The sequence below is a fragment of the Pandoraea pneumonica genome, from assembly GCF_902459645.1.
Taxonomy (GTDB): Bacteria; Pseudomonadota; Gammaproteobacteria; order Burkholderiales; family Burkholderiaceae; genus Pandoraea; species Pandoraea pneumonica.
The window spans coordinates 1,222,521-1,248,349 of record NZ_CABPSK010000002.1; the positions used below are offsets into that span (position 1 = coordinate 1,222,521).

Annotated in this window: 22 protein-coding genes; 13 read left to right on the forward strand and 9 right to left on the reverse strand. The window is 62.4% G+C overall.

Translation table 11 applies throughout. From position 1 onward, the window contains the following. Positions 1-57: 57 nt before the first annotated feature. The gene (locus PPN31114_RS14665) at positions 58-753 is read right to left on the reverse strand and encodes a DUF6984 family protein (protein ID WP_150680181.1); all 696 of its coding nucleotides are present in this window, start codon (positions 751-753) and stop codon (positions 58-60) included. Between the two features lie 1,079 nt (positions 754-1,832). After that, on the reverse strand, positions 1,833-2,192 hold the full coding sequence (locus PPN31114_RS14670) for a hypothetical protein (protein ID WP_150680182.1): 360 nt from the start codon (positions 2,190-2,192) through the stop codon (positions 1,833-1,835). 269 nt (positions 2,193-2,461) lie between these two features. Between PPN31114_RS14670 and PPN31114_RS14675 the strand changes: the two genes are divergently transcribed. Together PPN31114_RS14675 and PPN31114_RS26575 are read left to right on the forward strand one after the other, a co-directional pair. Further along, positions 2,462-4,057, forward strand: coding sequence for an MDR family MFS transporter (locus PPN31114_RS14675; protein ID WP_150680183.1), 1,596 nt, complete (start codon positions 2,462-2,464; stop codon positions 4,055-4,057). A gap of 4 nt (positions 4,058-4,061) precedes the next feature. After that, positions 4,062-4,646: a MarR family winged helix-turn-helix transcriptional regulator gene (locus PPN31114_RS26575; RefSeq protein ID WP_150680184.1), complete on the forward strand. Its 585-nt coding sequence runs from the start codon at positions 4,062-4,064 to the stop codon at positions 4,644-4,646. A 97-nt stretch (positions 4,647-4,743) separates the two neighbouring features. On the opposite strand, the gene PPN31114_RS14685 is transcribed toward PPN31114_RS26575, so the two are convergent. After that, positions 4,744-6,015 carry an amino acid deaminase gene (locus PPN31114_RS14685; RefSeq protein ID WP_150680185.1) on the reverse strand — a complete coding sequence of 424 codons (1,272 nt, stop codon included), beginning with the start codon at positions 6,013-6,015 and terminating at the stop codon, positions 4,744-4,746. A gap of 164 nt (positions 6,016-6,179) precedes the next feature. Between PPN31114_RS14685 and PPN31114_RS14690 the strand changes: the two genes are divergently transcribed. From PPN31114_RS14690 to PPN31114_RS14710, 5 genes are all read left to right on the forward strand, one after another. Further along, entirely contained in the window at positions 6,180-7,061 is an 882-nt protein-coding gene (locus PPN31114_RS14690; RefSeq protein WP_150680186.1) for a MurR/RpiR family transcriptional regulator, read from the forward strand. 1 nt (position 7,062) lies between these two features. Beyond that, positions 7,063-8,556 (forward strand): N-acyl-D-amino-acid deacylase family protein, encoded by a 1,494-nt coding sequence (locus PPN31114_RS14695; RefSeq protein ID WP_150680187.1) that lies wholly within the window; start codon positions 7,063-7,065, stop codon positions 8,554-8,556. Between the two features lie 41 nt (positions 8,557-8,597). After that, positions 8,598-8,984, forward strand: a complete 387-nt coding sequence (locus tag PPN31114_RS14700) for a RidA family protein (RefSeq protein WP_044457733.1) — start codon at positions 8,598-8,600, stop codon at positions 8,982-8,984. Positions 8,985-9,196: 212 nt separating this feature from the next. After that, on the forward strand, positions 9,197-9,667 hold the full coding sequence (locus PPN31114_RS14705; RefSeq protein ID WP_150680188.1) for a hypothetical protein: 471 nt from the start codon (positions 9,197-9,199) through the stop codon (positions 9,665-9,667). Next, complete coding sequence (locus PPN31114_RS14710) at positions 9,654-10,175, forward strand: CDC27 family protein (protein ID WP_150680189.1); 522 nt, start codon at positions 9,654-9,656, stop codon at positions 10,173-10,175. The genes PPN31114_RS14705 and PPN31114_RS14710 overlap by 14 nt, the downstream gene beginning before the upstream one ends. A gap of 26 nt (positions 10,176-10,201) precedes the next feature. Here PPN31114_RS14710 and queF read toward each other — a convergent pair whose 3' ends face one another. The 4 genes from queF to PPN31114_RS14730 form a co-directional block, all read right to left on the reverse strand. Then, a complete protein-coding gene (gene queF, locus PPN31114_RS14715) occupies positions 10,202-11,029 on the reverse strand; it encodes an NADPH-dependent 7-cyano-7-deazaguanine reductase QueF (RefSeq protein WP_150680190.1) in 828 nt (275 codons plus the stop codon). Then, positions 11,016-11,939 (reverse strand): 5'-nucleotidase, encoded by a 924-nt coding sequence (locus PPN31114_RS14720; RefSeq protein ID WP_150680191.1) that lies wholly within the window; start codon positions 11,937-11,939, stop codon positions 11,016-11,018. Before PPN31114_RS14720 ends, queF begins: the two co-directional genes overlap by 14 nt. A 63-nt stretch (positions 11,940-12,002) precedes the next feature. After that, positions 12,003-13,532: a threonine ammonia-lyase, biosynthetic gene (gene ilvA, locus PPN31114_RS14725; protein WP_150680192.1), complete on the reverse strand. Its 1,530-nt coding sequence runs from the start codon at positions 13,530-13,532 to the stop codon at positions 12,003-12,005. A 120-nt stretch (positions 13,533-13,652) separates the two neighbouring features. Further along, positions 13,653-14,273 (reverse strand): nucleotidyltransferase family protein, encoded by a 621-nt coding sequence (locus PPN31114_RS14730; RefSeq protein ID WP_150680193.1) that lies wholly within the window; start codon positions 14,271-14,273, stop codon positions 13,653-13,655. Positions 14,274-14,412: 139 nt separating this feature from the next. On the opposite strand from PPN31114_RS14730, the gene PPN31114_RS14735 reads away from it, so the two are divergent. Continuing rightward, positions 14,413-15,030 carry a YqaA family protein gene (locus PPN31114_RS14735; RefSeq protein WP_150680194.1) on the forward strand — a complete coding sequence of 206 codons (618 nt, stop codon included), beginning with the start codon at positions 14,413-14,415 and terminating at the stop codon, positions 15,028-15,030. Positions 15,031-15,055: 25 nt separating this feature from the next. On the opposite strand, the gene PPN31114_RS14740 is transcribed toward PPN31114_RS14735, so the two are convergent. After that, positions 15,056-17,170 (reverse strand): xanthine dehydrogenase family protein molybdopterin-binding subunit, encoded by a 2,115-nt coding sequence (locus PPN31114_RS14740; RefSeq protein ID WP_246182582.1) that lies wholly within the window; start codon positions 17,168-17,170, stop codon positions 15,056-15,058. 140 nt (positions 17,171-17,310) lie between these two features. Continuing rightward, positions 17,311-17,769 (reverse strand): (2Fe-2S)-binding protein, encoded by a 459-nt coding sequence (locus PPN31114_RS14745; RefSeq protein ID WP_150680195.1) that lies wholly within the window; start codon positions 17,767-17,769, stop codon positions 17,311-17,313. A gap of 492 nt (positions 17,770-18,261) precedes the next feature. On the opposite strand from PPN31114_RS14745, the gene PPN31114_RS14750 reads away from it, so the two are divergent. The 5 genes from PPN31114_RS14750 (at position 18,262) to ubiE (ending at position 25,814) form a co-directional block, all read left to right on the forward strand. Beyond that, complete coding sequence (locus PPN31114_RS14750) at positions 18,262-22,257, forward strand: DUF3683 domain-containing protein (protein ID WP_150680196.1); 3,996 nt, start codon at positions 18,262-18,264, stop codon at positions 22,255-22,257. Positions 22,258-22,309: 52 nt separating this feature from the next. After that, complete coding sequence (locus PPN31114_RS14755; RefSeq protein ID WP_150680197.1) at positions 22,310-23,998, forward strand: Na+/H+ antiporter; 1,689 nt, start codon at positions 22,310-22,312, stop codon at positions 23,996-23,998. Between the two features lie 27 nt (positions 23,999-24,025). Continuing rightward, positions 24,026-24,469, forward strand: a complete 444-nt coding sequence (locus tag PPN31114_RS14760; protein WP_150680198.1) for an HIT family protein — start codon at positions 24,026-24,028, stop codon at positions 24,467-24,469. A 121-nt stretch (positions 24,470-24,590) separates the two neighbouring features. Beyond that, positions 24,591-25,007 carry a gamma-butyrobetaine hydroxylase family protein gene (locus PPN31114_RS14765; RefSeq protein ID WP_150680199.1) on the forward strand — a complete coding sequence of 139 codons (417 nt, stop codon included), beginning with the start codon at positions 24,591-24,593 and terminating at the stop codon, positions 25,005-25,007. A 72-nt stretch (positions 25,008-25,079) separates the two neighbouring features. Beyond that, entirely contained in the window at positions 25,080-25,814 is a 735-nt protein-coding gene (ubiE, locus tag PPN31114_RS14770) for a bifunctional demethylmenaquinone methyltransferase/2-methoxy-6-polyprenyl-1,4-benzoquinol methylase UbiE (RefSeq protein ID WP_150680200.1), read from the forward strand. The last annotated feature ends 15 nt before the right edge of the window (positions 25,815-25,829 follow it).

A 25,829-nucleotide genomic window follows, 5' to 3' on the forward strand; every position in this document is an offset into this window, starting at 1 on the left:
GTCGTGGGCGTCCGTTCCCGACCCAAAGCGGACATTCATCGCGAAGGGCGGTGCGCCTCAGTCCGATTCTGAACGAACCTGCGGGAATCGTTTGAGAGGAGAGAAATCCACTTTCCAGATGTCAAGTTCGAACAACTCGTCGTAATTGTCTAGCGACAACGCTACAAAGATTGGGACCCCATCAGAATCAGGAAACTCCTCCCTGTAGATATCCTGACTGAGCACGCGCTCTTGATTTTGGGAGTCGAAGCGGAGGCTCCCCATCCCACCATCGTTCAATTCTTCGACAAGGCACGTTGAGAGAGAAACGCCCACTTCAAGCTTCTGAGCTGTTCCTCGAAGCATATGTCTGATCAATGCAATCTCAGCTTCGTTTAGAGTTCTGAGCGTCTTGCCGTGGTGAACTGTCAGGAGAGGTGCGCGTACCGATTTTGGAGAGTAATCGGTGAATTTCGATACGACCCAATCGGCGTTCTCTTTATCGTACGAGTTTGCAGTGATCGGCATCATGCTCAGTTCGTAAAGTTCATCCTTCCCATCAGGCATAACCTGCCACGCAGTCGGCTCGACACCATATGTTTGCTCTGCCTCCAGCTTGGCGTCATCCAATGTTGGATGCCAGTGGTCCCCTTCAACATCGCGAGTTGAAAAAGAAAAATACCGGATGAGAAGGACACCGTCGGTCAGCCCAAGGATCAGAACTGACTCAATTTCAGGCCACTCCGGCGAGTTGGCTTTTGCCCATATGCGCATGGTTGCCTCCAATTTTCGCTCTCGCACCGATCGTCGATGATCCAGTTCATCGCGTCGACGGTCCGCTTCTGGCCGATCTCTGCCGGTCGCAACGGCTCGCTTGCGACTTGTTGCGGACTTACAGTAAGGCCTGCGGTTGCCCCTTCTTCAACCCCAGGTTATGGCGCGGTTGAGGGCGGGTTCAAGGTCCACAAGTGGCATTTGTGTAGTAGGACTCATCGTCGCAAGTTGCTTGGCACAGTCGATATCGACACTCAGTTGTTCTGGCCGATGATTTCCCGGAAACTTCCTGACGACCAGATAAACCGTGTTCTCGCTAAGCCAAACGCTCTTGTCCATTGACCAAGATTTGTCTTCAAACGAAAGTATGTACAGATGTCGCTCTGCATCCCAAATGCTTGGGCTGTACACCCAAAGCGAATGCCTTGCCTCCCAGACCTCAGCCTGTACTTGAAAGCGTCCGCTTGGTGAATTAGAGATTATTTCCACGTATTTTTGCCTGTTGGTTAGGTCCGCTCTTGGCCGAAAGCAGACGTCTGCCTCACCATTGCTAGGGGTATGGGACAAACTCCGTCAGTTCCCCCCATCTCTGATGAAGCCTCAGTGACCTGCCATCAATCGTCACCCTGATCAAAAAATTGTTGTCGCAACGCAAGAGGACTTGGGTATCGGACAGTGCTTCGTGGGATTCAAGCAATGTCGTGTCGTACATCGCTCCAATGCTCTTCTCGTCCAACGTATTGAACTCACCATCGGTAAGCGTGACGCTCAAGGAGTCGTCCCCGCAATCCCAAGAAGTAACAATGAGATGCGAGCCTGCGCATGGGTACCACGCATCAAGGACGTACCCGAGAATCCATTTTCCTGTTGGCAGGCCGCAAAACAGCAGTTCACTCCTCAGGTCCCAGGAAGCGCGAGGCTCTTCGCGTTGTCTAAGTGCGATTTTGGTGGATGGCATCTATATACCTACAAAACGGGGGCGATGGTTTTTTGACAACACTTTGGGATGCGAATTGAACGACCGCTTCTAGCCAATTTCCGCCGGTCGCGGCGGACCGTTTCCGACCCCGAGCAGCCGTTCAGTCGGTGCCTGATTTGGACTCACTTGATTCATAGCCTGCGAACGGCCCTACAAAGAGGAACCCCCTCGACAGCTTTTTGCGGACTTCTTTCTGGCTGGGAAAATACTCCGCGAACTCACTCCACGCTTGATTGACATATTCGTCCCACATCTTTGGGTCCAGTTCGTCAATCCTGCCGTCCGTGATGTCAACAACCTCGAAGCCGCGCCGCGTGATTTCCGAAACCGCGCTCCTTGCTGCTGTTTCGTGATTTGCCCCCGCGACAAAAACCGGCACACATGCCCCGATCATGTTGCTGGGCATTTCTTGATTTGCACCACGCTTGATGTGCAGCGTCATCCGAAACAGCCCTGGCATTTCCTCTTCCTTCCTGTTCCCGAATATCCTGAGCATTGATCGTCCTCGTTGGAGCGCTTTTTGCGCAGCATACATGAGCGTCAGCGCTTGGCCGAAAGCGGTGGTAACACTTTGGCCGCTACACGGCCCGCGCCCGGCAGCGTGGCTTACGAGTCACCCCGACTCAGCTACGCCGCTACCGTTTCCATCCCGATCAGCACCCCCTCCAAACCCCTACGCAACTTACGTGATAGAATCGTTGACTGATCAAACATTGATCCGTCCAAAAAATGCCTTCCAATCCGACCACCCCGCATTCGGCGGGGCAGGTGTTGCCTTTCCGGCAGTCCATTGTGGCCATGCTTGGCCTCTGTTTCTGCACGATGTTGGTCGCGCTCGACCAGACCGTCGTCGGGACCGCGCTGCCGACCATCGTCGCTGAACTCAAGGGGTTCGAGTACTACGCGTGGGTCGCCACGTCGTATTTGCTCACCTCCGTCATTACCGTGCCGATCTTCGGACGGCTCGGCGATTACTACGGGCGAAAGCCGTTCGTCATCGCCGCTATCGTCGTCTTCACCGGGGCCTCGGTCCTATGCGGTGCCGCCAATAGCATGCCGTTCCTCGTCATCGCCCGCGCGCTGCAGGGGATCGGCGGCGGCATGCTCGTGGGGACTGCCTTCGCCTGCATTCCTGAACTGTTCCCCGATCCGCACGTCCGCCTGCGCTGGCAAGTCATGCTCAGCTCGGCATTCGGTATCGCCAACGCCATCGGCCCCTCGCTCGGCGGTTTTCTCACCGAAGCCTACGGCTGGCGCTCCGTCTTTTATGTGAACCTGCCGGTCGGTTTGCTGGGGCTCTGGTTCGTTGCACGCCATCTGCCCCACATGCGCGCCGACGAGCACGGCAAAGCCAGCCTCGACTGGCTCGGCGCTTTGCTGATCGCCGCCGCACTCGGCAGCCTGCAAATGCTCGTCGAATGGCTCCCGGCCGATGGTTTCTCACGCGGCGTGTTTATTCTGCTCGTGGCCTTCGTCATCGCCTCGCTCGCGCTCTACTGGTGGGAACAACGCACGTCGCATCCGATTCTGCCGTTCGAAATGTTCCGAAACCCAAGTCTGGCGGCGCTCTTCGTGCTGTCGGTCTTCGGCGGTTTTGCGATGTTCGGCGTGCTGTTCTATGCGCCGCTGATGCTGCAAGGCGGCTTCGGTTTGTCGCCGCGTGAAACCGGGTTGCTGATTACGCCGATGGTGGTTTGCATCACCGTCGGCAGTATCGCCAATGGCCGCCTCATCACGCGCCTGCGTAATCCGAACATGATGCTGTACGGCGGGTTTTTCCTGCTCGCTATTGCCTGCGCCGGTGTTATCACCACGCATCGCGGCACGCCGCATGGCCTTATCGCCACGTACATGCTGCTGGCTGGTCTCGGCCTCGGCTTTGTTCTGCCGAACCTCACGGTATTTGCGCAGGAAGTGGCCGGTCGCGCGCACCTTGGTATTGCAACCGCGCTCATGCAATCGCTGCGTATGATCGGCGGGATGCTGGGGACGGCAATCGTCGGCACGCTCGTGGGCCATAGCTATACGGCCCGCGTAAAGGAATCGCTCGCCGCTACCGGTGGTCAGCAATGGACCGCGCAACTCACCGATCCGCAGATTCTCGTGAATGCGCAAGCGCAGAACGATTTTCTGGCGACCGTCGCCCATATGGGGCAGAACGGTGCACTGCTGATCGAGGCGTCACGTACCGCGCTCGTCGGGGCAATTCACAACGGGCAGATGGTGTCGCTCGCGGCTGCGCTCGCCGGGCTTTGGTTCGTGCGCCGCGTGCCGCTCATTCGTCTGACCCGTGGTGCCAAACCGGCACCGCCCGCAGGGGAGTAAGGGCATGCCGACGCCACTCAAACGTAATGTCATCCAGCAACTGAGCCTGACGTACCGCGCCATGATGAGCGCGTTCGACGCGCAGGTCGGGCATCCGCTGCCGCGCTGGCGAATCATCTACGCGCTGGCCGAGCGCGGCACTTGCTCGCAGAAATTCTTGGCGGAGCATTGCCGTCTCGACCCTGCGCAGCTCACCCGTCAGTTGCAGTCGATGGAAGCGCTCGGTTGGCTCACACGCGTGACGGATCCCGACGATAACCGGCTGACCAACGTCACGCTCACCGATGCAGGTAAGCAGGTACACGACGAAGCGACGCCGCGCCGTCAGGCCTTCTTCGATGACGCGCTCGACGGCATGAGCGCAGCCGATATCGCCGCGTTGGAAAACGCTTTGGTGCATCTCGAAGCGCGCTTCAAGTCGGTGTCGTCGCGGGCTCGCAGCGGTGAGGGCGCGGTGAAGGCGGCCATGAACGAAAGAGGAAGCGAGAAGGGCGGCGAGAAGGAACGCGCAAAGGTGAGCGATGCGCAAGATGGCTCATCGGAGGCGTCAGCCGCAGCGCCGCGCAAACGGGCGTCGAAAGCCCGCTAATTTTCCGGTTCGTCGCGCGCAGCAACTGCGCTAGCCGCAATGCAAGAAGCCGCCCCTCGGGGCGGCTTCTTTGTTTTCAGTTACGCGGATTCAGCGATCAGAAGAACGTCTGTACGATCTCGACGACGTTGAAGTCGCCATCGACCACCGGCAAATGACGCCACTTGTCGAACGTCAGGCAGGGGTGGGAGATGTCGAACGCGATCATGTCGCCCACTTGAATGTCGTCGCCCGGGGCGATCCGCAGATATGCGTGCTGATCCATCATGCCGGTGACTTCCCAATGCTCGGGCGTGGCACCCGGTGCTTTGTCCTTGCCCGGACGGAAGCGCTGCGCCGGTTCCGGCATGCCCGCATCGAACGCCGCGTCGCGCTTGCCCAGCGCAATGATCGCGCGCTCAGGCTCCGGAATCGACTGCACATACGCCCACAACTGCAACGCCGGCTGAAGCTGCGAACGCATCTGCTTCGCGATCGGGTTGCGCGTGGCGATTTGTGCCTGCGCAGCCTTGTAGATCCCCACGTCGTGCGTGAGATAGCAGCCGGGGCGCAGCACCACGTCGAGCGGTGCGCCCACATCCTTGTTAGCGAACTCTTCGGCCACGATGTCGTACCACGCCGAGCCCGCGCCGGAGAGCACCGCCGGTGTGCGCTCGACACGGCCCGCAGCAATCAACTCGCGCGTGATGCCCACCGCCCGTTGCAGGAACGCGCGAATGTCGGCCTCGGTGCTCAGCACGCCCTCGTACACTTCGACGCCCGCCAGTTTGACCGCATCGTGGTACTGCGCGAGCGCGTCGAGCACCGCTTGTTGTTGTTCAGCGTCGCGCACGCCCGTACGCCCACCCGTCACGCCCAGTTCGATCAGCACTTGAATCTGCTGCTTACGCGCACGGAAGAACTCGCCCAGATGCGCGACAGCCGCCGCGGAATCCACCAGACAGAAGAACTCGAAGCTCGGGTCGTTCAGCAGGTCGGCAATCATCGTCATGTTGCGCTTGCCGACCAACTGGTTGGCCATCAGCACGCGGCGCACGCCGTGGTGATACGCCGCATTGGTCTGCTGTGCCGTGGCAAGCGTAATGCCCCATGCACCGCCATCGAGTTGGCGGCGGAACAGCTTCGGCGCCATCGTCGTCTTGCCATGCGGGGCAAGCTTCACGCCGTACTCGTGGACGAAACGCTGCATCCACGCCAGGTTGTGACGAATCTTGTCTTCATAGAGCACCGCCGTGGGCAGACTCAGGTCTTCGTTCAGCAAATTCCAGCCGAGCCCGGTCGTGGCCGACGGTGTCAGCGCGGCATTCAATGCCCCGAGACCCTTGTTCAGGGTATCGATCATGCCATGTTGATAGTTTGTATCAGTCATTGAGAATTCTCCACGAAGAACACGCGGGCAACGCCTCGCTATTTGCCGAATGGCTCCTATAATAGCGTCGAATTACCAGCGTTTGACAATTTTGTTATAAAGTAACAAAAATTCGTTCCGAACCCAAAAACCGGCACCCGATCGGGGCCGCACCGACCCTATTCATGACTGAGCCCTTCGATATCGTGACGCGCGTGGCAGAACGTAGCGACGCCCTGAGTCAAGCCGAGCGCAAAGTGGCGCAGGTCGTGCTCGAGGACGTGGCGGGGGCGGCGGCGTCATCGATCAACGTGCTCGCGGACCGCGCCGGTGTGAGCGAGGCCAGCGTCACGCGCTTTGCGAAGGCGATGGGCTGTCGCGACGTGCGCGATCTCAAGCTGCGTCTAGCGCAAGCCGCCGTGGTGGGGCAACGCTTCTTCGGTGCGAATGCCGCCAACGCGCAAGACGGCTCCGGCGAGACGATCGACCGTATTGCCGACGATATTCAGACAACGCTACAGGTGCACCGCGCGCTCATCAAGCCGGATACCGTGCGGCGTGCGGCCGGACGCCTCGCCTCGGCGCGCATGATCTACGCGTTCGGCATGGGCGGCGGCTCGTCGCTGATGGCCGACGAGGCCCGTTACCGGCTGGTGCGTCTGGGCCGCCCGGTGGCGAGCTATCAGGACGCCGTGCTCGCGCGCATGGTGGCGGGCACGCTCAACCGTGAGGACGTGGTCCTCGCGTTCTCCGTGAGTGGTCACACGCCCGAGTTGCTCTCGGCGTGCGAGATCGCCCGCGAGTACGGTGCGCAGCTGATCGCGGTCACGGCGACCGGCTCGCCGCTGGCGGCGCTTGCCGACGAAGTGCTGCCGATTCGTGCGCTGGAAACCGATTTCATTTTTAAACCGTCGTCGTCGCGCTACGCGATGCTGCTGGCCATGGATGTGCTCGCCACGGAATTGGCGTTGCTGGCCAAGCCGCAGAGTCAGGCGCTGCTGCGACGGATCAAGTACGTGCTCGACACGCATCGGGGCGGCGGCGATCGCCAGCCTCTGGGAGATTGATATGACGGATACCCCTGCAAACCCGGTCGTCGTGGACACGATCATTGCCAATGTGTGCGTGGCGGACGGCTCCGGCGCGCCGATGTCCGACGCACGTTTCGACGTTGCGCTGCACGACGGGCGCATTCACACCATCGCCCCAGCTGGCACGCTCGCCAGTTGGCAGACAACACAGCGCATCGACGGCGCGGGGCAGGTGCTTAGCCCCGGCTTCATCGACGTGCACACGCATGACGACACGAACGTCGTCCGGGCGCCGGAAATGACGCCGAAACTCTCGCAAGGGGTGACGACCGTAGTCGTCGGCAATTGCGGGATCAGCGCGTCGCCGGTATCGCTCAAAGGCGATCCGCCCGATCCGATGAATCTGCTCGGCGAGGCCGATGCGTTCCAGTACCCGACGTTCGCCGCTTACGTCGAGGCGCTCGAAAAGGCACAACCCGCCATTAACGTGGCGGCGCTGATCGGCCACACGGCGCTGCGCAGCAATCACATGGACCGGCTCGATCGCGCGGCCACCGACGCCGAAATCGAAGGCATGCGCGCGCAGCTTCGCGAGGCCCTCGATCATGGGGCGTTGGGGCTGTCGACCGGTCTCGCCTACGCGAACGCCAACGCAGCGCCGACGGAAGAAGTCCTCGCGCTCGCGGAGCCGCTGGCGGAGGCAGGGGGGCTGTACGCAACACACCTGCGCACGGAATTCGCCGAGATTCTCGAAGCGCTCGACGAGGCGTTTCGCATCGGCCGTCATGCACGCGTGCCGGTCGTCGTCTCGCATTTGAAGTGCGCTGGTGTCGATAACTGGGGCCGCAGCGCTGAGATTCTCGACGCGCTGGACAAGGCGCAACGTTTTCAGCCGGTGGGCTGCGACTGCTACCCGTACACGGCCAGTTCCAGCACGCTCGATCTCAAGCAAGTGACCGACGATTTCGACATTCTCGTGACCTGGTCGCAGCCGCATCCCGCGCAAGGCGGCAAGCTGCTCGCGACGATTGCCGAAGAATGGGGTGTCGATCTGATGGAAGCGGCCAAGCGGCTGCAACCGGCGGGTGCCGTCTATCACTGCATGGAAGAAGACGACGTGCGCCGCATTCTGCGTCACCCGGCCACGGTCGTGGGTTCGGACGGTTTGCCGAACGACCCGCTGCCGCATCCGCGCCTTTGGGGCGCATTCCCTCGCGTGCTTGGCCGCTACAGCCGCGAGCAACAGTTGTTCCCGCTGGCCGAGGCCGTGCACAAGATGACCGGTTTGTCGGCAGAGCGTTTTGGGCTGACACAACGCGGTTTCGTGCGCGAAGGATATTGGGCGGATCTGGTGCTGTTCGATCCGGCAACGGTGGCCGATGCGGCCACGTTTACCGACCCGATGCAGCCCGCGTTCGGTATTGCGGCGGTGTGGGTAAATGGCGTGTTGTCGTGGCAAGACCGCGCCCCCACGTCGGCGGCGCGCTCGGGCCGCTTCGTGCGGCGCGGTACGCCGCAACCGGTTTTGTAATGACAGTTCAGGCAGTTTTGTCGAAAGGAGTGACGATGAGCATCAAACGATATGGCGTAGAAGGCGGGCAGGGCACGGGCGGCCAGCGCATGCCCTTTGCACGGGCTACCGAAGCCGACGGTTTCCTGTTCGTCTCGGGACAGACCCCGATGAAAGACGGCGAAGTGATCGACGGCGGCATCGTCGCGCAGTCGCATCAGGCGATTCAGAACATGATCGCGATTCTCACGGAAGCCGGTTACGGCACCGAACACGTGATGCGCATCGGCGTGTGGCTGGACGACCCGCGCGATTTCGCCTCGTTCAACAAGGTCTTCAAGGAATACTTCGGCGATCATCCGCCGGCACGCGCTTGCGTGGTGTCGAGCATGGTCATCGACTGCAAGGTCGAAGTGGACTGCGTGGCGTATAAGAAACCTGCCGCCTGACGAGCACCGCAATACGCGTAAAAAGGCCGACCACTGTGTCGGCTTTTTTTATTGCCCCATTGCGCCAAGCGTTCGCCGCGTACCGGCGAGCGCGGACACGTCAGTGTCGGTTCCGCAAAGTCTGCGGTCCAGCTTCGATGGAAATGGCAATTCTCGCGATGCAAGATGGCGCCTTCCATTCAACAAGGAGGCGGCCTGTGAGGACAGAGTCGATGGCAATGGGGACGGTGCCGTGCGTTACCGTCTTGTCATTGCGTAATGGCGCGGGTGGGGGCGGTGACGAGTTGTTCAATATCGAAGGGCTACCGTCGCCGGATGAGATGCGTTCGCACAATCGCGCAGGCCGGCGCGCGAGCAGCGGGTGCAATCGTTCGGCTTGGGTCGACGGATGGGCCGCGGTCGCGCTCACCACGTTCGGTTTGACAAGCTTGGCGGGAGCCGTCTACATCACGGCTTTCGGCGATACCTTCGATGAGAAAACAACGAACGCGACCACCAACGAGCATCTTCGCTACATCGTGGGCGGGACGGTGGCCGGGGTGTCGGCGATTCTGATTGCGGTTGGATTGAAGCATGCCTGCCGATGCGTGCGAGCTCGACGTGGGGAGCCGACCGGGATGCCGGAGTGGCCAACACCTCACATCCCCCCTGTTCTGAGGAGCGCGACTAATGACTGCATCTAACTTCGAGGGCCTGGTCGGGCCGACTTCGACAAGCATCGCCAGCCAGATCGAGATCGCGCTGGAGACGATACGCGATGGGGAATCGCCACTGGCGGACCTGCCACTTCCCAAGCCCGGCGAGTGGGATGCCGCGCAGTGCGACGCGGTGTATCGATCCGGTTACGACGCATTCGAGCGTGGCGATTTCGCACACGCGATCGAGTGCTTTGCGCCGCTGCTCGCGTCTTGCCCGCGCGACCCGGATTACACCGCCGCCCTTGGGCAGGCGTTGTGCCGCGCGGGGAAAGCCGAGATCGCATTACCGCTGTTCATCGCGGCCGCAATGATTGACGAGACGGCACCCGAGCCGATGTATCGCGTGGGGGAGTGCTTGCTCAGACTCAGTCGCTGGGAGCCGGCGATCCGCGCGTTGAAGGAAACCCTCGTGCGTTGCGACGGGCGGCCGCAGCATGCACAGGTCGCCAATAAGACGCGGAAACATCTGACAACGATGGGTTGTTCCGTTTGAGCGATGCCGCCATCGCCCGCCGAAAATTACTGGCGGGCGGTGCGCGCGTTGTCGGGCATCGGCAACGTGAAGTTGGTGCGGAACGGGTTGATGTCTAACCCGCCGCGCCGCGTATAGCGTGCGTACACGGCCAATTGGCTCGGTTTGCACTGACGCATGATGTCCATAAAGATGCCCTCGACGCACTGTTCGTGAAAGCCGGTGTGGCGGCGATACGAGATCACGTATTTGAGCAAGCCTTCCTGATCGATCGGCGCACCGATGTATCGGATCTGCAAGCTGCCCCAGTCGGGTTGTCCGGTCACCGGGCAATTCGATTTGAGCAGGTTCGAGACCAGCGTTTCTTCCACATGCGGCTCGCCCTGGGCGGCTTTGAGCAGGGTCGCATCGGGCGCATAGATATCGGTGTCGATGTCGAGGCGGTCGACGAGCAGGCCGTCGAGTTCATCGAGCTCGAGCTTGCCGAAGCCGCCCGGTTCGACCAGTTTCACTTGCACCGATACGCCCGCCGCTTCCGACAGATCTTGCTGGATCAGTGCGCGTGCCGCGTCGGCGTTCGCCAATTTGGTTTGCGCGAACGAACCCAGATAAAGCTTGAACGACTTCGACTCGATGATGTTCGGCGAGTCGGCCGGCACGATGGCCGTGAGCAGCGCGATCTGCGGCTTGCCTTTCTCGTTGAGCCACGAGAGTTCGTAGCCGTTCCAGATGTCGGCGCCGAAGAAGGGCAGGGTGTCCGGCACACCGATGGCCGCGCGCGCGGGGGCACGGGCGATCGGAAACAGCAGGGACGGGTCGTACTGCTCGGTGTAGGCAACTTCTTTGCCCAGCGGAGATTGGTCAGGCGTTGTCATGATTTGCGATGCCACTGATGACGTGACCGGTCGGGGTGACCCGCGCGGCCGACTCGCAGTGGCGTGTCTGATCGTCGAAAAAGAAATCGGGCTCGAACTCGCGCAGGAATGCGCCCTTGTCCAACCCGCCCAGAAACATGGCCTCGTCGATGTCGATTTTCCAATCCATCAACGTGCGAATGGCGCGCTCGTGCGCCGGGGCCGAGCGCGCCGTCACGAGTGCCGTGCGAATCTTCACCGGCACTTCTTGTCCGGCGAGCGCTTGCAAGCGGTGCAGTGCCAGTAGTAGCGGCTTGAACGGACCCGGCGGCAGCGGCGTGGCGGCGCGCTCGGTTTCGTGCTGCTGAAACGCATCGAGCCCGTTGCGCTGGAAAACGCGCTCGGCCTCGTCGGAGAAGAGCACCGCGTCGCCATCGAATGCAATGCGAATCTCGTCAGGATGCAGTTCCGCTTTTTTGGCGGAGTCGGGGTACACGCGCGCCGCCGGGAAACCCGCCGTCAGCGCGCTGCGCACGTCGTTCTCGTTGGCCGAGAGGAAGAGGTGCGCGCCCAGTGCGTTGAGATACCCGAACGGATCGCGCCCGCGCGTGAACACGCCGCGCTCGATCTTCAACTCGACTTGCTTGGCCGAGCGGAAGACGCGCAGACCGCTCACGGGATCGTTGCGCGAGAGCACCACGACTTCTACGCGATGCTCGTCGCCCCGGTTGAACGCGAGCAGCTTCTGCACCAGCGGGAAGGCCACGCCGACACGCGCCGGGACGTCGAGCCTGTCGAGCTGGTACTGCATGTACGACTGGTCGTCGCCGCTCGCCACGCCGGTCTCATAGACGCGGTTCTCCTCCTCGAAGTCGAACAGCGCGCGCGAAGAGATCGCAACGACGAGCTTGTTTTCGAGCGTGATCGGCATGGCGGCGGACGGTTTCCTGTCGGTTTTCGTTGGTGATTTTCGTTTGCGGTATGAGGCGGCGGCTTACCCAAGGAACAGCTTGTACACGGGGTTGTCGCTTTCGTCCCAGTAAGGATAGCCGAGCGTGGCGAGGAAGTCGCGGAACGCCCCCTTGTCTTCGTCCGGCACCTGCATGCCCACGAGGATGTTGCTGTAGTCCGCCCCCTGATTCCGGTAATGGAACAGGCTGATGTTCCAGTTCGGGCTCATGGCCGACAGGAACTTCATCAACGCGCCCGGACGCTCGGGGAATTCAAAGCGGTACAGCACTTCATGGCTGGCCAGCGCAGAACGGCCGCCGACCATGTACCGGATGTGCTGCTTCGAGAGTTCGTCGTTGGACAAGTCGAGCGTCGGGAAGCCATGACGCTCGAAACCCGCCTTGATGCGTGCCCCTTCGTCGCGGTTGTGCATCTGAATACCCACGAAGATGTGGGCGCTGGACGCTTCGCTAATTCGGTAGTTGAACTCGGTCACATTGCGGCTGCCCACCACTTCGGTGAAACGCTTGAAGCTGCCGCGTGCCTCGGGAATGGTCACGGCGAACACGGCTTCGCGCGCTTCACCGACTTCGGCGCGCTCGGCGACGAAGCGCAGGCGGTCGAAGTTCATATTGGCGCCGGAGGTGATCGCGACCAGCGTCTCGGCTTTGAGTTTTTCGCGCTCGGCGTAGAGCTTGGCACCGGCGACGGACAGCGCGCCCGACGGTTCGAGCACGCTGCGGGTGTCCTGAAACACGTCTTTGATGGCCGCGCAGAGCTGGTCGGTGTCGACGCGCACGACTTCATCGAGATACTTCTGGCACAGGCGGAAGGTTTCCGCGCCGACGTACTTCACGGCGGTACCGTCGGCGAAGAGGCCCACGTCGTTGAGCAGCACGCGCTCGCCTGCGTGGATCGACTGCGCCATGGCGTCCGAGTCGACCGATTGCACGCCGATCACTTTGATATCGGGGCGCACGGCTTTGACATAGGCGGCCACGCCAGCGGCCAGCCCGCCGCCGCCGATCGGCACGAAGATGGCATGCAGCGGGCCTTGGTGCTGGCGCAGAATTTCCATGCCGATGGTGCCCTGACCGGCGATGACTTCGGGGTCGTCGAACGGCGGCACGAAGGTCAGGCCGCGTTCTTCCTGCAAGGTCATGGCGTGTGCGTAGGCGTCGCTGTACGAGTCGCCCGCGAGCACGACTTCGACGGCACGTCCGCCGTGGGTGCGTACGGCGTCGATCTTCACTTGCGGCGTGGTCACGGGCATGACGATGACGGCTTTGCAGCCCAGACGCGCCGCAGAATACGCCACGCCTTGCGCGTGGTTACCGGCCGAGGCGGTCAGCACGCCGCGCTCGCGCTCGGCCTCGCTCAGGCTCGCCATCTTGTTGTACGCGCCCCGAATCTTGAAGGAGAACACCGATTGGTTGTCTTCGCGCTTCAAGTAAATTCGATTGTGCAGCCGCATGGAGAGCGTGCGCGCCAATTCGAGTTCGCTTTCCTTGGCGACGTCGTAGACTTTTGCGGTGAGGATCTTCTTCAGATATTCGGGAGCTGCGTCGGACATGATTTAAGGCTTCTTCAGGTTAGGCACATCAGGAACAAAAGGACAATGATAGACCAGCCCTTCCGCCGGGGCGGTCGCGCTTGGTCTCTCGGGAAAAAACGGGAAAGGGGAGTGCGCGCCCTAGCGAAGGTCGTCTGGGGTGTCGATGTCGCGCACGATTCCGGCGTCGTCGACATCGACGATCGTAATGTGCTCGCTAATCAACAACTCGCGCGCGCCGGTGTCGCCATCGAGGGCGGCCAGGCGTGAGGTATAAGCGGAACCGAAGGCGACCGGATGGCCGCGCTGTCCCTGATAACTCGGGGCGACGATCGCCTCGGGCGAGGTGAGCCCGTTAGCGATAGCGCGAATGGTATGCGGATTGATGTACGGCATGTCGGCCAGGGCGACCAGCCAGCCATCGAGGTCTTCGAGCCCGGGCGGCGGCGCTTCGTCGGTACCCGAGCGGATACCGGCAGCGAGTGTCGCGCCCATGCCGCGCTTGGTGGCGTGGCTCATGACGACTTCGCAACCCGCCTGCAACAGCACGTTCTCCAACTCGGCCGAGTCCGGTCGCACTACCGCGATCACGCGCGGCAATACCGCCAGCAGCGCATGGGCGCTGGCGAGGGCAACGGGTCGGTTCAAGGGATCGCCGGGCAGCGGCGCGAGCAGCTTGTTCCGGCGCCCTGCCGCATCGAAGCGGGTACCGAGTCCGCCTGCCAGTAAAATGGCCACGGGCGGCGTCGAAGGTCGGGTCATGGGCATGCATTATGCGCCAGACTTTTTGTTTACGCCAAACGCGGGCACGCACGCAGGCCCCGCCCGTTGTACGACAGACACCGACCGGACGGTCGGTTTTCTTTGGTTTCGTTTTGTTTTTCGCTATCGCCGGAGTTGCATGGAGTCGTTCATTTCGTGGCTGCTGGGAGCACTTGCGCTACCCGGCGTCGGCCTGCCCGCCGTCTTTCTGATCGCGTTTTTGTCGGCGACTTTGCTGCCGATGGGCTCGGAGCCCGCGCTGTTCGGCTATGTGGCGTTGAATCCGCACATGTTCTGGCCCGCGATCATCGTCGCGAGCATCGGCAATACCGCCGGGGGCATGGTCGACTGGTGGATGGGGTTTGCCGCGCGGCGCGGCTATGTGCGGATCAAGGCGCGTCGGCGGGCGCATGCGCGTGCCGCGGCCGTGGCGGGTGCTGGGGCGGCGGGCGTCGAGGCCATGGTCGATCCCGGCGCTACCAAGCAAGCGGGCAACAAGGCCCCGATGAACGAGCGATATCACCGCTGGATGCGCCGATTCGGGCCGCCGCTGCTCCTGCTCTCGTGGCTGCCTGTGGTCGGTGACCCGCTTTGCACGCTTGCCGGATGGCTCCGGCTTTCATGGCGCGAATGCCTCGTCTACATCGCCATCGGCAAGACGCTGCGGTACCTCTTCATCACCTACCTGATGCTTCGGGTGCCCGAATCGTTCTGGCAGGGGATCTTCGCGCCGTTCAAACATTTGCTGATCGGTTGACGGCGCGAAGGTGGTTATGTCGTCGTTAAGCTGTCGTTAGGTCGAACGGCAACGCACGCAACCGCTTTCCCGTGACAGCAAAGATGGCATTGGCATACGCCGGTGCCAGCGGCGGCAAGCCCGGCTCGCCCATCCCCGTCGGGGCATCGCCCGAACTCACGATGTGCACGCCGATCGCGGGCATGTCGGTCAGGCGCGCCACCATGTACTGATGGAAGTTGCTCTGCTCGACCTGCCCATCTTTCAACGTGATGGCCGCGCCCGGTAACGTCGTGCCCAATCCCATCAACGCCGCGCCCTCGACCTGCGCCGCGACCGTCAACGGATTGACCGCGAAGTTGCAATGCACGCCCGCCGTTGCACTCACCAAACGCGGCGTGCCGTTCTTCACTTCCGCTACCACCACGTACGCGACGACGGAATCGAACGACTCGTGAACGGCCACGCCCCACGCCTGACCTGCCGGTAGCTTCGTTTTGCCATAGCCCGAACGCTCGACTGCTAGCGCCAGCGCTGCACGGTGACGGGGATGCTTGTCGCCCATCAAGGCGTATCGGTAGTCGACCGGATCTTTGCCAGCATTCTTCGCCAACTCGTCGATCAAGGTCTCCATCACGTACGCGGTGTGCGTGTTGCCCACCGAGCGCCACCACAACACCGGCACATTGGCTTGCGGACTATGCAGCGTTAAACGCAACGGCACCGCGTACGGTGTGCCCGCCACGCCTTCCACGCTCGTGCTGTCGACACCGTTCTTCACCATCATCTTTTCGAACGGCGTGCCCTGAAGAATCGACTGGCCCACGATGGTGTGATTCCACGCCAGCACGTTGCCCTTTGCATCGAGGCCGATCTCGGCACGGTGCACGTACATCGGGCGGTAGTAGCCGCCATGGATGTCGTCTTCGCGACTCCAAATCACCTTGACCGGCTCGCGATGGCCCGCACGCTTCCACGCTTTGGCCACCTGTGCGGCTTCGACGCCATAGTCGGAGGTCGGGACCGCGCGTCGGCCGAAACCGCCGCCCGCCATCAATGTGTGCAGCTTGACCTGCTCCGGCTTGAGATCGAGCGTGTGAGCGATGGCCGCCTGATCGACAGTCTGGAACTGCGTTCCGGTCCACACTTCGGCACCCTTGTCGCTGAGCTGCACGGTGCAGTTCAACGGCTCCATGGGCGCGTGCGCGAGATACGGAAAGCTGTATTCGGCCACCAACGTTTTCGGCGCACCCTTGAGCTTCGAGACGTCGGCATCGATCGCCACGACGCCCGGGGTCTTCGCTAGTTCTTTGTACTTGGCGAGTTGTGCCGTCGTGTCGACGTGTTCGACGCCAGTCGTGTCCCACGTGGCGTTCAACGCGTCGCGGCCCGTTTTGGCTTGCCAGTAACCATCGGCAATCACGGTGACTGCGGTGCCGCCACGGTCGTCGGGAATTTCGAGCACGTCGCGCACGCCTTTGACCGCTTTGGCAGCCTTGGCGTCGAACGTTTTTACCTTCGCGCCGAATACCGGAGGACGCGCTACCACGGCCACCTTGAGGTTCGGCAGCTTGAAGTCCATGCCGTACATCGGCGTGCCGGTGGATTTCGCCCGCGCATCGAGTCGGCCCGTCGGCTTGCCCAGCAAGCGGAAGGTCGACGGGTCTTTGAGCTTGACGTCGGCGGGTACCGGCATCGTTTGCGCTTTCGCCGCGAGGCTGCCGAAGGTGGCGCGCTGGCCCTTGGGGCCGATGACAGCGCCATTTTCAGTGCGCAAGTCGGCGGGCGAGACTTTCCATTGCTGGGCGGCGGCGGCGATCAACATCGCGCGGGCCGATGCCCCAATGCGGCGGTATTGCAGCCACGAATGCGCCACTGAGCCGGAACCACCGGTCATCTGAATGCCGAACAGCGGGTCTTTGTAGACGTCAGCCGCCGGGGCCAGTTCGCTGCGCACTTTCGCCCAGTCGCAGTCGAGTTCTTCAGCGACCAGCATCGGCAGCGCCGTCTGCACGCCCTGCCCGAAGTCGAGACGGTTGACCTGAATGGTGACGGTGTCGTCCGGTGCGATACGCACGAACGCCGACGGCACGACCGGCGTGGCCGCTGGACCTTCGGCATGGGCCGAACGCACCGCCCCAGGCCACGACATCTCGAGCATCAGGCCGCCCGCTGCGACCGCCGAGGTTTTCAGAAACGCGCGACGGGATACACCGGCGTAATCGCCGATGCTCACGCCGGGACGTAAGGGCAAACGCAATCCGTTGAAACGAAGTTCACGCATGGCAGTGTCTCCTCGCCTCAGGCCAGCGACGCGGCAGCGTCTTTGATCGCCGCGCGAATGCGCGCATAAGTGCCGCAGCGGCAAATGTTGCCCGCCATGGCCGCGTCGATCTGCTCGTCGTTAGGCTGTTTGTTGTCGCGCAGTAGTGCGGCGGCGGACATGATCTGGCCGCTCTGGCAATAACCGCACTGGGGAACGTCGTGCTTGACCCACGCGTCTTGCACCGCTTTGCCGACGGCATCGGTGCCGACCGCTTCGATGGTCGTGACTTTTTTGCCCGCGACGGCGGACACAGGTGTGATGCAGCTACGAATGGCCGTGCCGTCGAGATGCACGGTGCAGGCGCCGCACAGCGCCATGCCGCACCCGAACTTGGTGCCGGTCATCGAGAGCGCATCGCGCAGGGTCCACAACAGGGGAGTGGCAGGGTCGACATCGACCTGCACGGGACGGCCGTTCAGTTGAAACGAGACCATAAGACACCTCTTGGCGGGTGAACGATTGGGGGATCGCGCCAACATACTCCTGTTCAAAGAATTTTTCAGCCCACGAATGCGGCTAAGTCGTTGTATTCAAACGGATATAGCGGTCCGTTTTAGCGGAAATCGGGTTTTGGTCGCCGCTTGGGCCGTTTGCGGCGAGTTCGTTGCGGAGCCGACGTGTTGCGGTGCAATGAAGTACAATTCGGCCTACATTCCCCTACCAACACTTTCCCAAGCCGGAAGAAAGATCTGGGCATGCGCATTTACTGCCACACCCCTCAGTGCTTCTGCTCGATGACCGAACAAAATTCGGCATTGACGTCTTCGCACGGCAGTCGTCGATCTCGCTGATCGTCCTTGCCGGCCCGCGCGCACCCGTCGCCAGCGGCCGGTAATTCCAAGCGCATACCCGATTTTGACTTTCGGCGCGTCCCGCGAGACGAACGCCGACGGCGGATGCACCGCCGCATTGACGAGCCCGACAAGATGAACGCACCCTTGCCTGCCTTCGAGCCGCACGACGCAAAACATGCCGTAGCCGCCCAACCCCCGCGACTGCGCGAAATTCCCTACAACTACACTTCGTTCTCGGACCGCGAGATCGTCATCCGTCTGCTGGGCGCCGACGCCTGGGACATTCTCGACGAACTCCGCGCAGAGCGCCGCACCGGTCGCTCGGCCCGCATGCTCTACGAAGTGCTGGGCGATATCTGGGTGGTTCGCCGCAATCCGTATCTTCAGGACGACCTGCTCGACAACCCGAAGCGCCGCAAGCTGCTTATCGACGCGCTCAATCACCGTCTGACGGAAATCGACAAGCGTCGCCGCGCCGACGTGGCCGAGCACGCCGACACGCACGGCCGTGAGCGCGCCGCCCGCGTGGAGCAACTGGAAGTGGCCGCGCGCCGCGCCGTTGCCGATTTCGCCGGTGAGTTCGAGAAGATGGCGGAACTGCGCCGCCGCGCGAAGAAGGTACTGGGCCGCACGACGGCTCACGACAACATCAAGTTCGACGGTCTGTCGCGCGTCTCGCACGTGACGGACGCGACCGACTGGCGCGTGGAATACCCGTTCGTCGTGCTCACACCCGACACCGAAGCCGAAATGGCATCGCTTGTGAAGGGCTGCTTCGAACTGGGGCTCACCGTCATTCCGCGTGGGGGCGGCACGGGCTACACGGGCGGCGCGATTCCGCTCACGCCGTTCTCGGCCGTCATCAATACCGAAAAGCTGGAACAACTCGACGAAGTCGAATACTCGGACCTGCCGGGTGTCGACAAGCCGGTGCCGACGATTTTCTCGGGCGCCGGTGTGGTCACGCGCCGCGTGGCAGAAGCCGCCGAGCGCGCTGGTCTGGTGTTCGCGGTGGACCCGACGTCGATCGACGCATCGTGCATCGGCGGCAACGTCGCCATGAACGCCGGTGGCAAGAAAGCCGTGTTGTGGGGCACTGCGCTCGACAACCTCGCGTGGTGGCGCATGGTCGACCCGCAAGGTAACTGGCTCGAAGTCACGCGCCTCGATCACAACCTCGGCAAGATTCACGACATTCCGGTCGCCCGCTTCGAACTGAAATGGTTCGACGGCAATCAGGCCCCGGGCGCGGTGCTGCTCAAGACGGAATTGCTCGATATCGAAGGCAAGCGCTTCCGTAAGGAAGGCCTCGGCAAGGACGTGACGGACAAGTTCCTCGCAGGCCTGCCTGGCATTCAGAAGGAAGGCTGCGACGGGCTGATCACGAGCGCGCGCTGGATTCTCCACAAGATGCCGGCGCACACGCGCACGGTGTGTCTGGAGTTCTTCGGCCAAGCGAAGGAAGCGATTCCGAGCATTGTCGAAATCAAGGACTACATGTTCGCGCAGACCGCTGCGGGCGGCGCCATTCTGGCCGGTCTGGAGCATTTGGACGAGCGCTATCTGCGCGCCGTGGGCTACGCCACGAAGTCGAAGCGCAATGCCTTCCCGAAGATGGTGCTGATCGGCGACATCGTCGGCGACGACGACACCGCTGTGGCGCAAGCCACCTCGGAAGTGATTCGCATGGCCAACGGCAAGAGCGGCGAAGGTTTTGTCGCCGTGTCGGCCGAAGCCCGCAAGAAGTTCTGGCTCGACCGTTCGCGCACGGCCGCCATCGCGCGCCACACCAACGCCTTCAAGATCAATGAAGACGTGGTGATTCCGCTGCCGCGCATGGGCGAGTACACGGACCACATCGAGCGCATCAACATCGAGCTCTCGCTCAAGAACAAACTGCAACTGGTCGACGCGCTCGAACAGTTCTTCGAAGCGGGCAATCTGCCGCTGGGTAAGACCGACGACGCGAACGAGATTCCGTCGGCCGAGCTGCTCGAGGACCGCGTGCAGACCGCGCTCACGCTGCTGCGCGATGTGCGCGCACGCTGGGTATTCCTGCGCGACAACTTCGAACTGTCGCTGAACGACGCGATTCCGCTGCTCAATCGCCACGGCATTCGCGATATGAATGTGGCGTTGAACGACCGCCTGAACAAGCATCCGGATACGCGCCTGATCGACCTGCTGCAAGACCGCACGGTGCGCGTGTCGTGGAAGCAGGAGATTCGCGCCGAACTGCGCCAGATTTTCTCGGGCGGGGAATTCAAGCCGATTCTCGACGAAGCGCAGGCGATTCATAAGCGCGTGCTGCACGGCCGCGTGTTCGTCGCGCTGCACATGCACGCGGGCGACGGCAACGTGCACACGAACATCCCGGTGAACTCGGATAACTACGAGATGCTCCAGGATGCGCACAAGGCCGTGGCGCGCATCATGGATATCGCCCGTTCGCTCGACGGCGTGATCTCGGGCGAGCACGGTATCGGCATCACGAAGCTCGAATTCCTGACCGAAGAAGAGATCGGTGAATTCCGCGCGTACAAGCTGCGCGTCGATCCGGAAGGGCGCTTCAACAAGGGCAAGCTGCTCAACATGCCCGAGCTGCCTGCCGATCTGCGCAATGCCTATACGCCCAGCTTCGGGCTGATGGGCTTCGAATCGCTGATCATGCAGCAGTCGGACATCGGCGCCATTGCCGATAGCGTGAAAGACTGCCTGCGCTGCGGTAAGTGCAAGCCGGTGTGTGCGACACACGTGCCGCGCGCGAACCTGCTGTACAGCCCGCGCAACAAGATTCTCGCGACCTCGCTGCTCATCGAAGCCTTCCTATACGAAGAGCAGACGCGCCGTGGTGTGTCGATCAAGCACTGGGACGAGTTCAACGACGTGGCCGATCACTGCACGGTTTGCCACAAGTGCGCAACGCCGTGCCCGGTGAAGATCGACTTCGGCGACGTGACGATGAACATGCGCAACCTGCTGCGCAAGATGGGGAAGAAGAAATTCAACCCGGGCGCCGCAGCTGGCATGTTCTTCCTGAACGCGACGAACCCGGAGACGATCAATATCACCCGCAAGGTGATGATCGACTGGGGCTACAAGGCACAGCGCTTCGGTGCGGACATCTTCAAGAAACTCGCGAAGAAGCAGATGGCGCACCCGCCGGCCACGGTCGGCAAGCCGCCGCTGCGCGAAGAGGTCATCCACTTCGTGAACAAGAAGATGCCGGGCAACTTGCCGAAGAAGACGGCGCGCGCGTTGCTCGATATCGAAGACAACAAGGTGGTGCCGATCATTCGCGACCCGAAGGCGACCTCGGTCGATTCGGAAGCGGTGTTCTACTTCCCGGGCTGCGGCTCGGAGCGCCTGTTCTCGCAAGTGGGCCTCGCCACGCAAGCCATGCTCTGGCATGTGGGCGTGCAAACGGTGCTGCCGCCGGGCTATCTGTGCTGCGGTTATCCGCAACGCGGCTCGGGTCAGGGCGAGAAGGCCGAGAAGATCGTCACGGATAACCGCGTGCTGTTCCACCGCGTGGCCAATACGCTGAATTATCTCGATATCAAGACCGTCGTGGTGTCGTGCGGCACTTGCTACGATCAGCTCGCCGGCTACGAATTCGAGAAGATTTTCCCGGGCTGCCGCATCGTCGACATCCACGAGTATCTGCTCGAGAAGGGCGTGAAGCTCGAAGGCGTGGGCGGCACGCGCTACATGTATCACGACCCGTGCCACACGCCGATCAAGACGATGGACCCGGTCAAGCTCGTGAACCAGTTGATGGGCAGCGAGAACGACGGCTACAAGATCGAGAAGAACGATCGCTGCTGTGGCGAATCGGGTACGCTGGCGGTCACGCGCCCGGATATCTCGACGCAAATCCGCTTCCGCAAGGAAGAAGAGATGCGCAAGGGCGCGGCCAAGCTGCGCGCCGACGGCAAGGTCGAGGAAGTGAAGATTCTCACCAGCTGCCCGTCGTGCCTGCAAGGCCTGTCGCGCTATAACGAAGACGCTGACGTCACCGCCGATTACATCGTCGTGGAAATCGCGAAGCATGTGCTCGGTGAGCAGTGGATGGCCGACTACGTCAAGGATGCGAACAACGGCGGTATCGAACGCGTGCTGGTCTGATGCTTCTCTCGTGGACGCGGCCGATGCCTGACCGACGGACCATGGAGGTGGCATGGAAGTAGTCTTTACAGCGCTCATCCTGTTGTTCGTGGTGGCGCTCACCGGTGTGCTGGGCAGTTTCGTGCGGTTTCTCCCGATTCCGCTCGTCCAGATCGCGGTGGGCGCCGCGCTCGCTTATCCGGGCGCTGGCGTTCACATCGATCTCGATCCCGAGATCTTTTTCCTCCTGTTTATTCCGCCGCTGCTCTTCGCCGACGGCTGGCGCATGCCCAAGCGCGAGTTCTGGCACCTGCGCGTGCCGATCATCGCCATGGCGCTCGGTCTCGTGATCTTCACGGTGCTGGGCGTGGGCTATTTCATCCATTGGATGATTCCGTCGATTCCGCTCGCCGTGGCCTTCGCGCTCGGCGGCGTGCTCTCGCCGACCGATGCCGTTGCTGTCTCCGCCCTCACCGGGCGCATGCGCATGCCCACGCGGCTGATGCACGTGCTCGAAGGCGAGGCGATGATGAACGACGCCTCGGGCCTCGTCGTCTTCAAGTTCGCCCTCGTGGCCGCCACGACGGGCATCTTCTCGATCGGTAACGCGACGTTCTCGTTCTTCGTCATCGCACTCGGCGGGCTGCTCGCCGGTTGGGCCGTGACGTGGCTCTTTACGCAGTTTCACCGCCGCGTGATGGACGCCTCGACCGAGGAACCCGCCACGGTCGTGCTGTTGCTGCTGCTCATGCCGTTCGCCGCTTATCTGCTCGCGGAACACTTCGGCTTCTCGGGCATTCTCGCGGCGGTGGCCGCCGGGATGACGGTGAGTTCGACCGATTTGCTCAACACGCGTACGGTCACGCGCATTCTCGGCAACGGTGTCTGGTCGATGCTCGAATTCGTGTTCAACGGCGCCGTGTTCGTGCTGCTCGGGCTGCAATTGCCCGACATCGTGCGCGCGGCACTGGGCCCCAACGAACACTTGTGGGCGGCGCTCACGAAGCTCTCTGAACTGATGTTCTACGTCGGCGCCATCTCGGCAGTGCTGATCGTCTTGCGCTTTTGCTGGGTGTGGGTGGCGTGGCGCGTGATGTATTTCATGGGCATGCGACGCGGCGAAATCACCCTCAAGCCGGGCATTCGCTTCACCGGTGTGACGGCCCTCTCGGGCGTGCGCGGCGCGGTGACGCTGGCCGGTGCGCTCTCGGTGCCGCTGGCACTGCCCGGCGGCGCACCGTTTCCCGGGCGCGATCTGCTGATTTTTCTGGCGGCGGGCGTGATTCTGCTCTCGCTGATCGGGGGCAGTCTCGGCTTGCCGATTCTGTTGCGCGGCGTGCGCTGGCCCGCCGAAGACCCGCGTAATCGTGAAATGGGCGAGGCCCGTGTGGCAGCGTCTGAAGCCGCCATTCGTGCAGTAGAGTCGCTGCAAAAGGTGATTGCGAAGTCGGGCGACGAACTCGATACCGCCGTGTGCGCCGAAGCGGCTGCACGCGTGATGGGGCGCTACCGCCGCACGCTCAATGCATCGACCGCCACCGACGAGACACGCGAGCGTGCCGTGCGCGAGGTGGAAGTCGAGCGCCGATTGCGCGCGGCGGCGATTCAGGCCGAACGGGTGGAGTTGTCGAGACTACGCATCACGCATCGCATCAACGACGAAACGCTGCGCGAGATGCTGAGCGAAATCGATTTCGCCGAACTCGCCCTCGGGCCGGTCGACCCGGCGACGGGCAAGCGAACGAAAGGCAAGAAGCACTGACAAGTGCGGGGATCAAGGGAGAAGATCATGGACTGTCCGTTTTGCGCAGGTGACGGCGGCGACGTCGTGTGGCGCGACCCGGTGCTGCGTGTGGTGCTGGCCAACGAGGCGGGGTATCCGGGCTTTGCGCGCGTGGTCTGGGGCGCGCACGTGGCCGAGATGAGCGATTTGCCCGAAGCCGCGCGCGAGCATGTGATGCGCGTAGTGTTTGCCGTCGAGACGGCGCAGCGCACGGTGATGTCGCCGCATAAGGTGAACGTGGCGAGCCTCGGCAACATGGTGCCGCACGTGCACTGGCACGTGATTCCGCGCTACCGCGACGATATCCATTTCCCGGGCTCGGTCTGGAGCGCGCCGCAACGTGAGCTGCCGCAGGCCGTGCTCGCGGAGCGGGCCGCGTGGCTCCCGGCGTTGCGTGAAGCGATCGTGGCAGAATTGAGCCGCATCCCGGCGTGGCCGACGTCGAACTGACGCGACTGAGCGGGCGCTGGGGCAGGCAGGCGCGTGCGCTTGCGTGGTCGGCAGCGACCTGAGCAGCTATACTTCCGGCCGGTGTGCGCGGCACACCGACCGAATTTCTGGAGTCACACACATGGCAGGGCTGGAGAAAGACACGCCGATTCCGGTTTCCCTCACGCTGCATCGCACCTCGCGTGTGCTGGAGCTGGGATATGAAGACGGCAAAACCTACCGGCTGCCGTTCGAACTCCTGCGCGTGCTCTCGCCGTCGGCCGAAGTGCGCGGCCACGGCCCGGGGCAGGAAACGCTCCAGACCGGCAAGCGCGAAGTGACGCTCAACGGCCTCGAGCCGATCGGCAACTACGCCGTGCGGCCCGTCTTCTCGGACGGCCACGACACCGGCATCTATTCCTGGGATTACCTCTACGAGCTGTGCGTGCGTCAGGACGCGCTCTGGCAGGAGTATCTCGACAAGCTAGCCGCCGCAGGCGTCGATCGCGACACGCCGATGCCGTCGCCCGCCAGCGGCCACGGCTGCCACCACCATTGACGCGTTGGCGTATTGACGTACTGGGGCAACGGCGGCGCTGTGTGCGCCGCTTTGATGAATTGGGAGATTGCGATGGGTGAACAGACCCACTTCGGTTACGAGACCGTCGACGAGAAGGAAAAGGCAGGCAAAGTCGCCGAAGTGTTCCATTCGGTAGCGAGCAAGTACGACGTCATGAACGACCTGATGTCGGGCGGTCTGCACCGCATCTGGAAAGCGTTCACGATCGGGCGCGCAGCGGTGCGACCGGGCTTCAAGGTGCTCGATATCGCGGGCGGCACGGGCGATCTGTCCAAGGCGTTTGCCCGCCAAGCGGGCCCGACCGGCGAAGTCTGGCTCACGGACATCAACGAGTCGATGCTGCGCGTGGGCCGCGACCGTCTGCTCGACGCTGGCATCGTGACGCCCGCCTTGCTGTGCGACGCCGAGAAGCTGCCGTTCCCGTCGAACTACTTCGATGTGGTGACCGTGGCCTTCGGCCTGCGCAACATGACGCACAAAGACGCCGCACTCGCCGAGATGCGCCGCGTGATCAAGCCGGGCGGCAAGGTCATGGTGCTGGAGTTCTCGAAGGTGTGGCAGCCGCTGGAGAAGGCCTACGACACGTACTCGTTCAAGGTGCTGCCGTGGCTGGGTTCGCGCATCGCGGGCGACGCCGACAGCTACCGCTATCTGGCCGAGTCGATTCGTATGCACCCGGATCAGGAAACGCTGAAGTCGATGATGGAAGACGTCGGGCTGGAGCGCGTGGAGTACCACAACCTGACCGCTGGCGTGGTTGCGCTGCACATCGGCCGCAAGTTCTGAAGCTACTTAATTAGT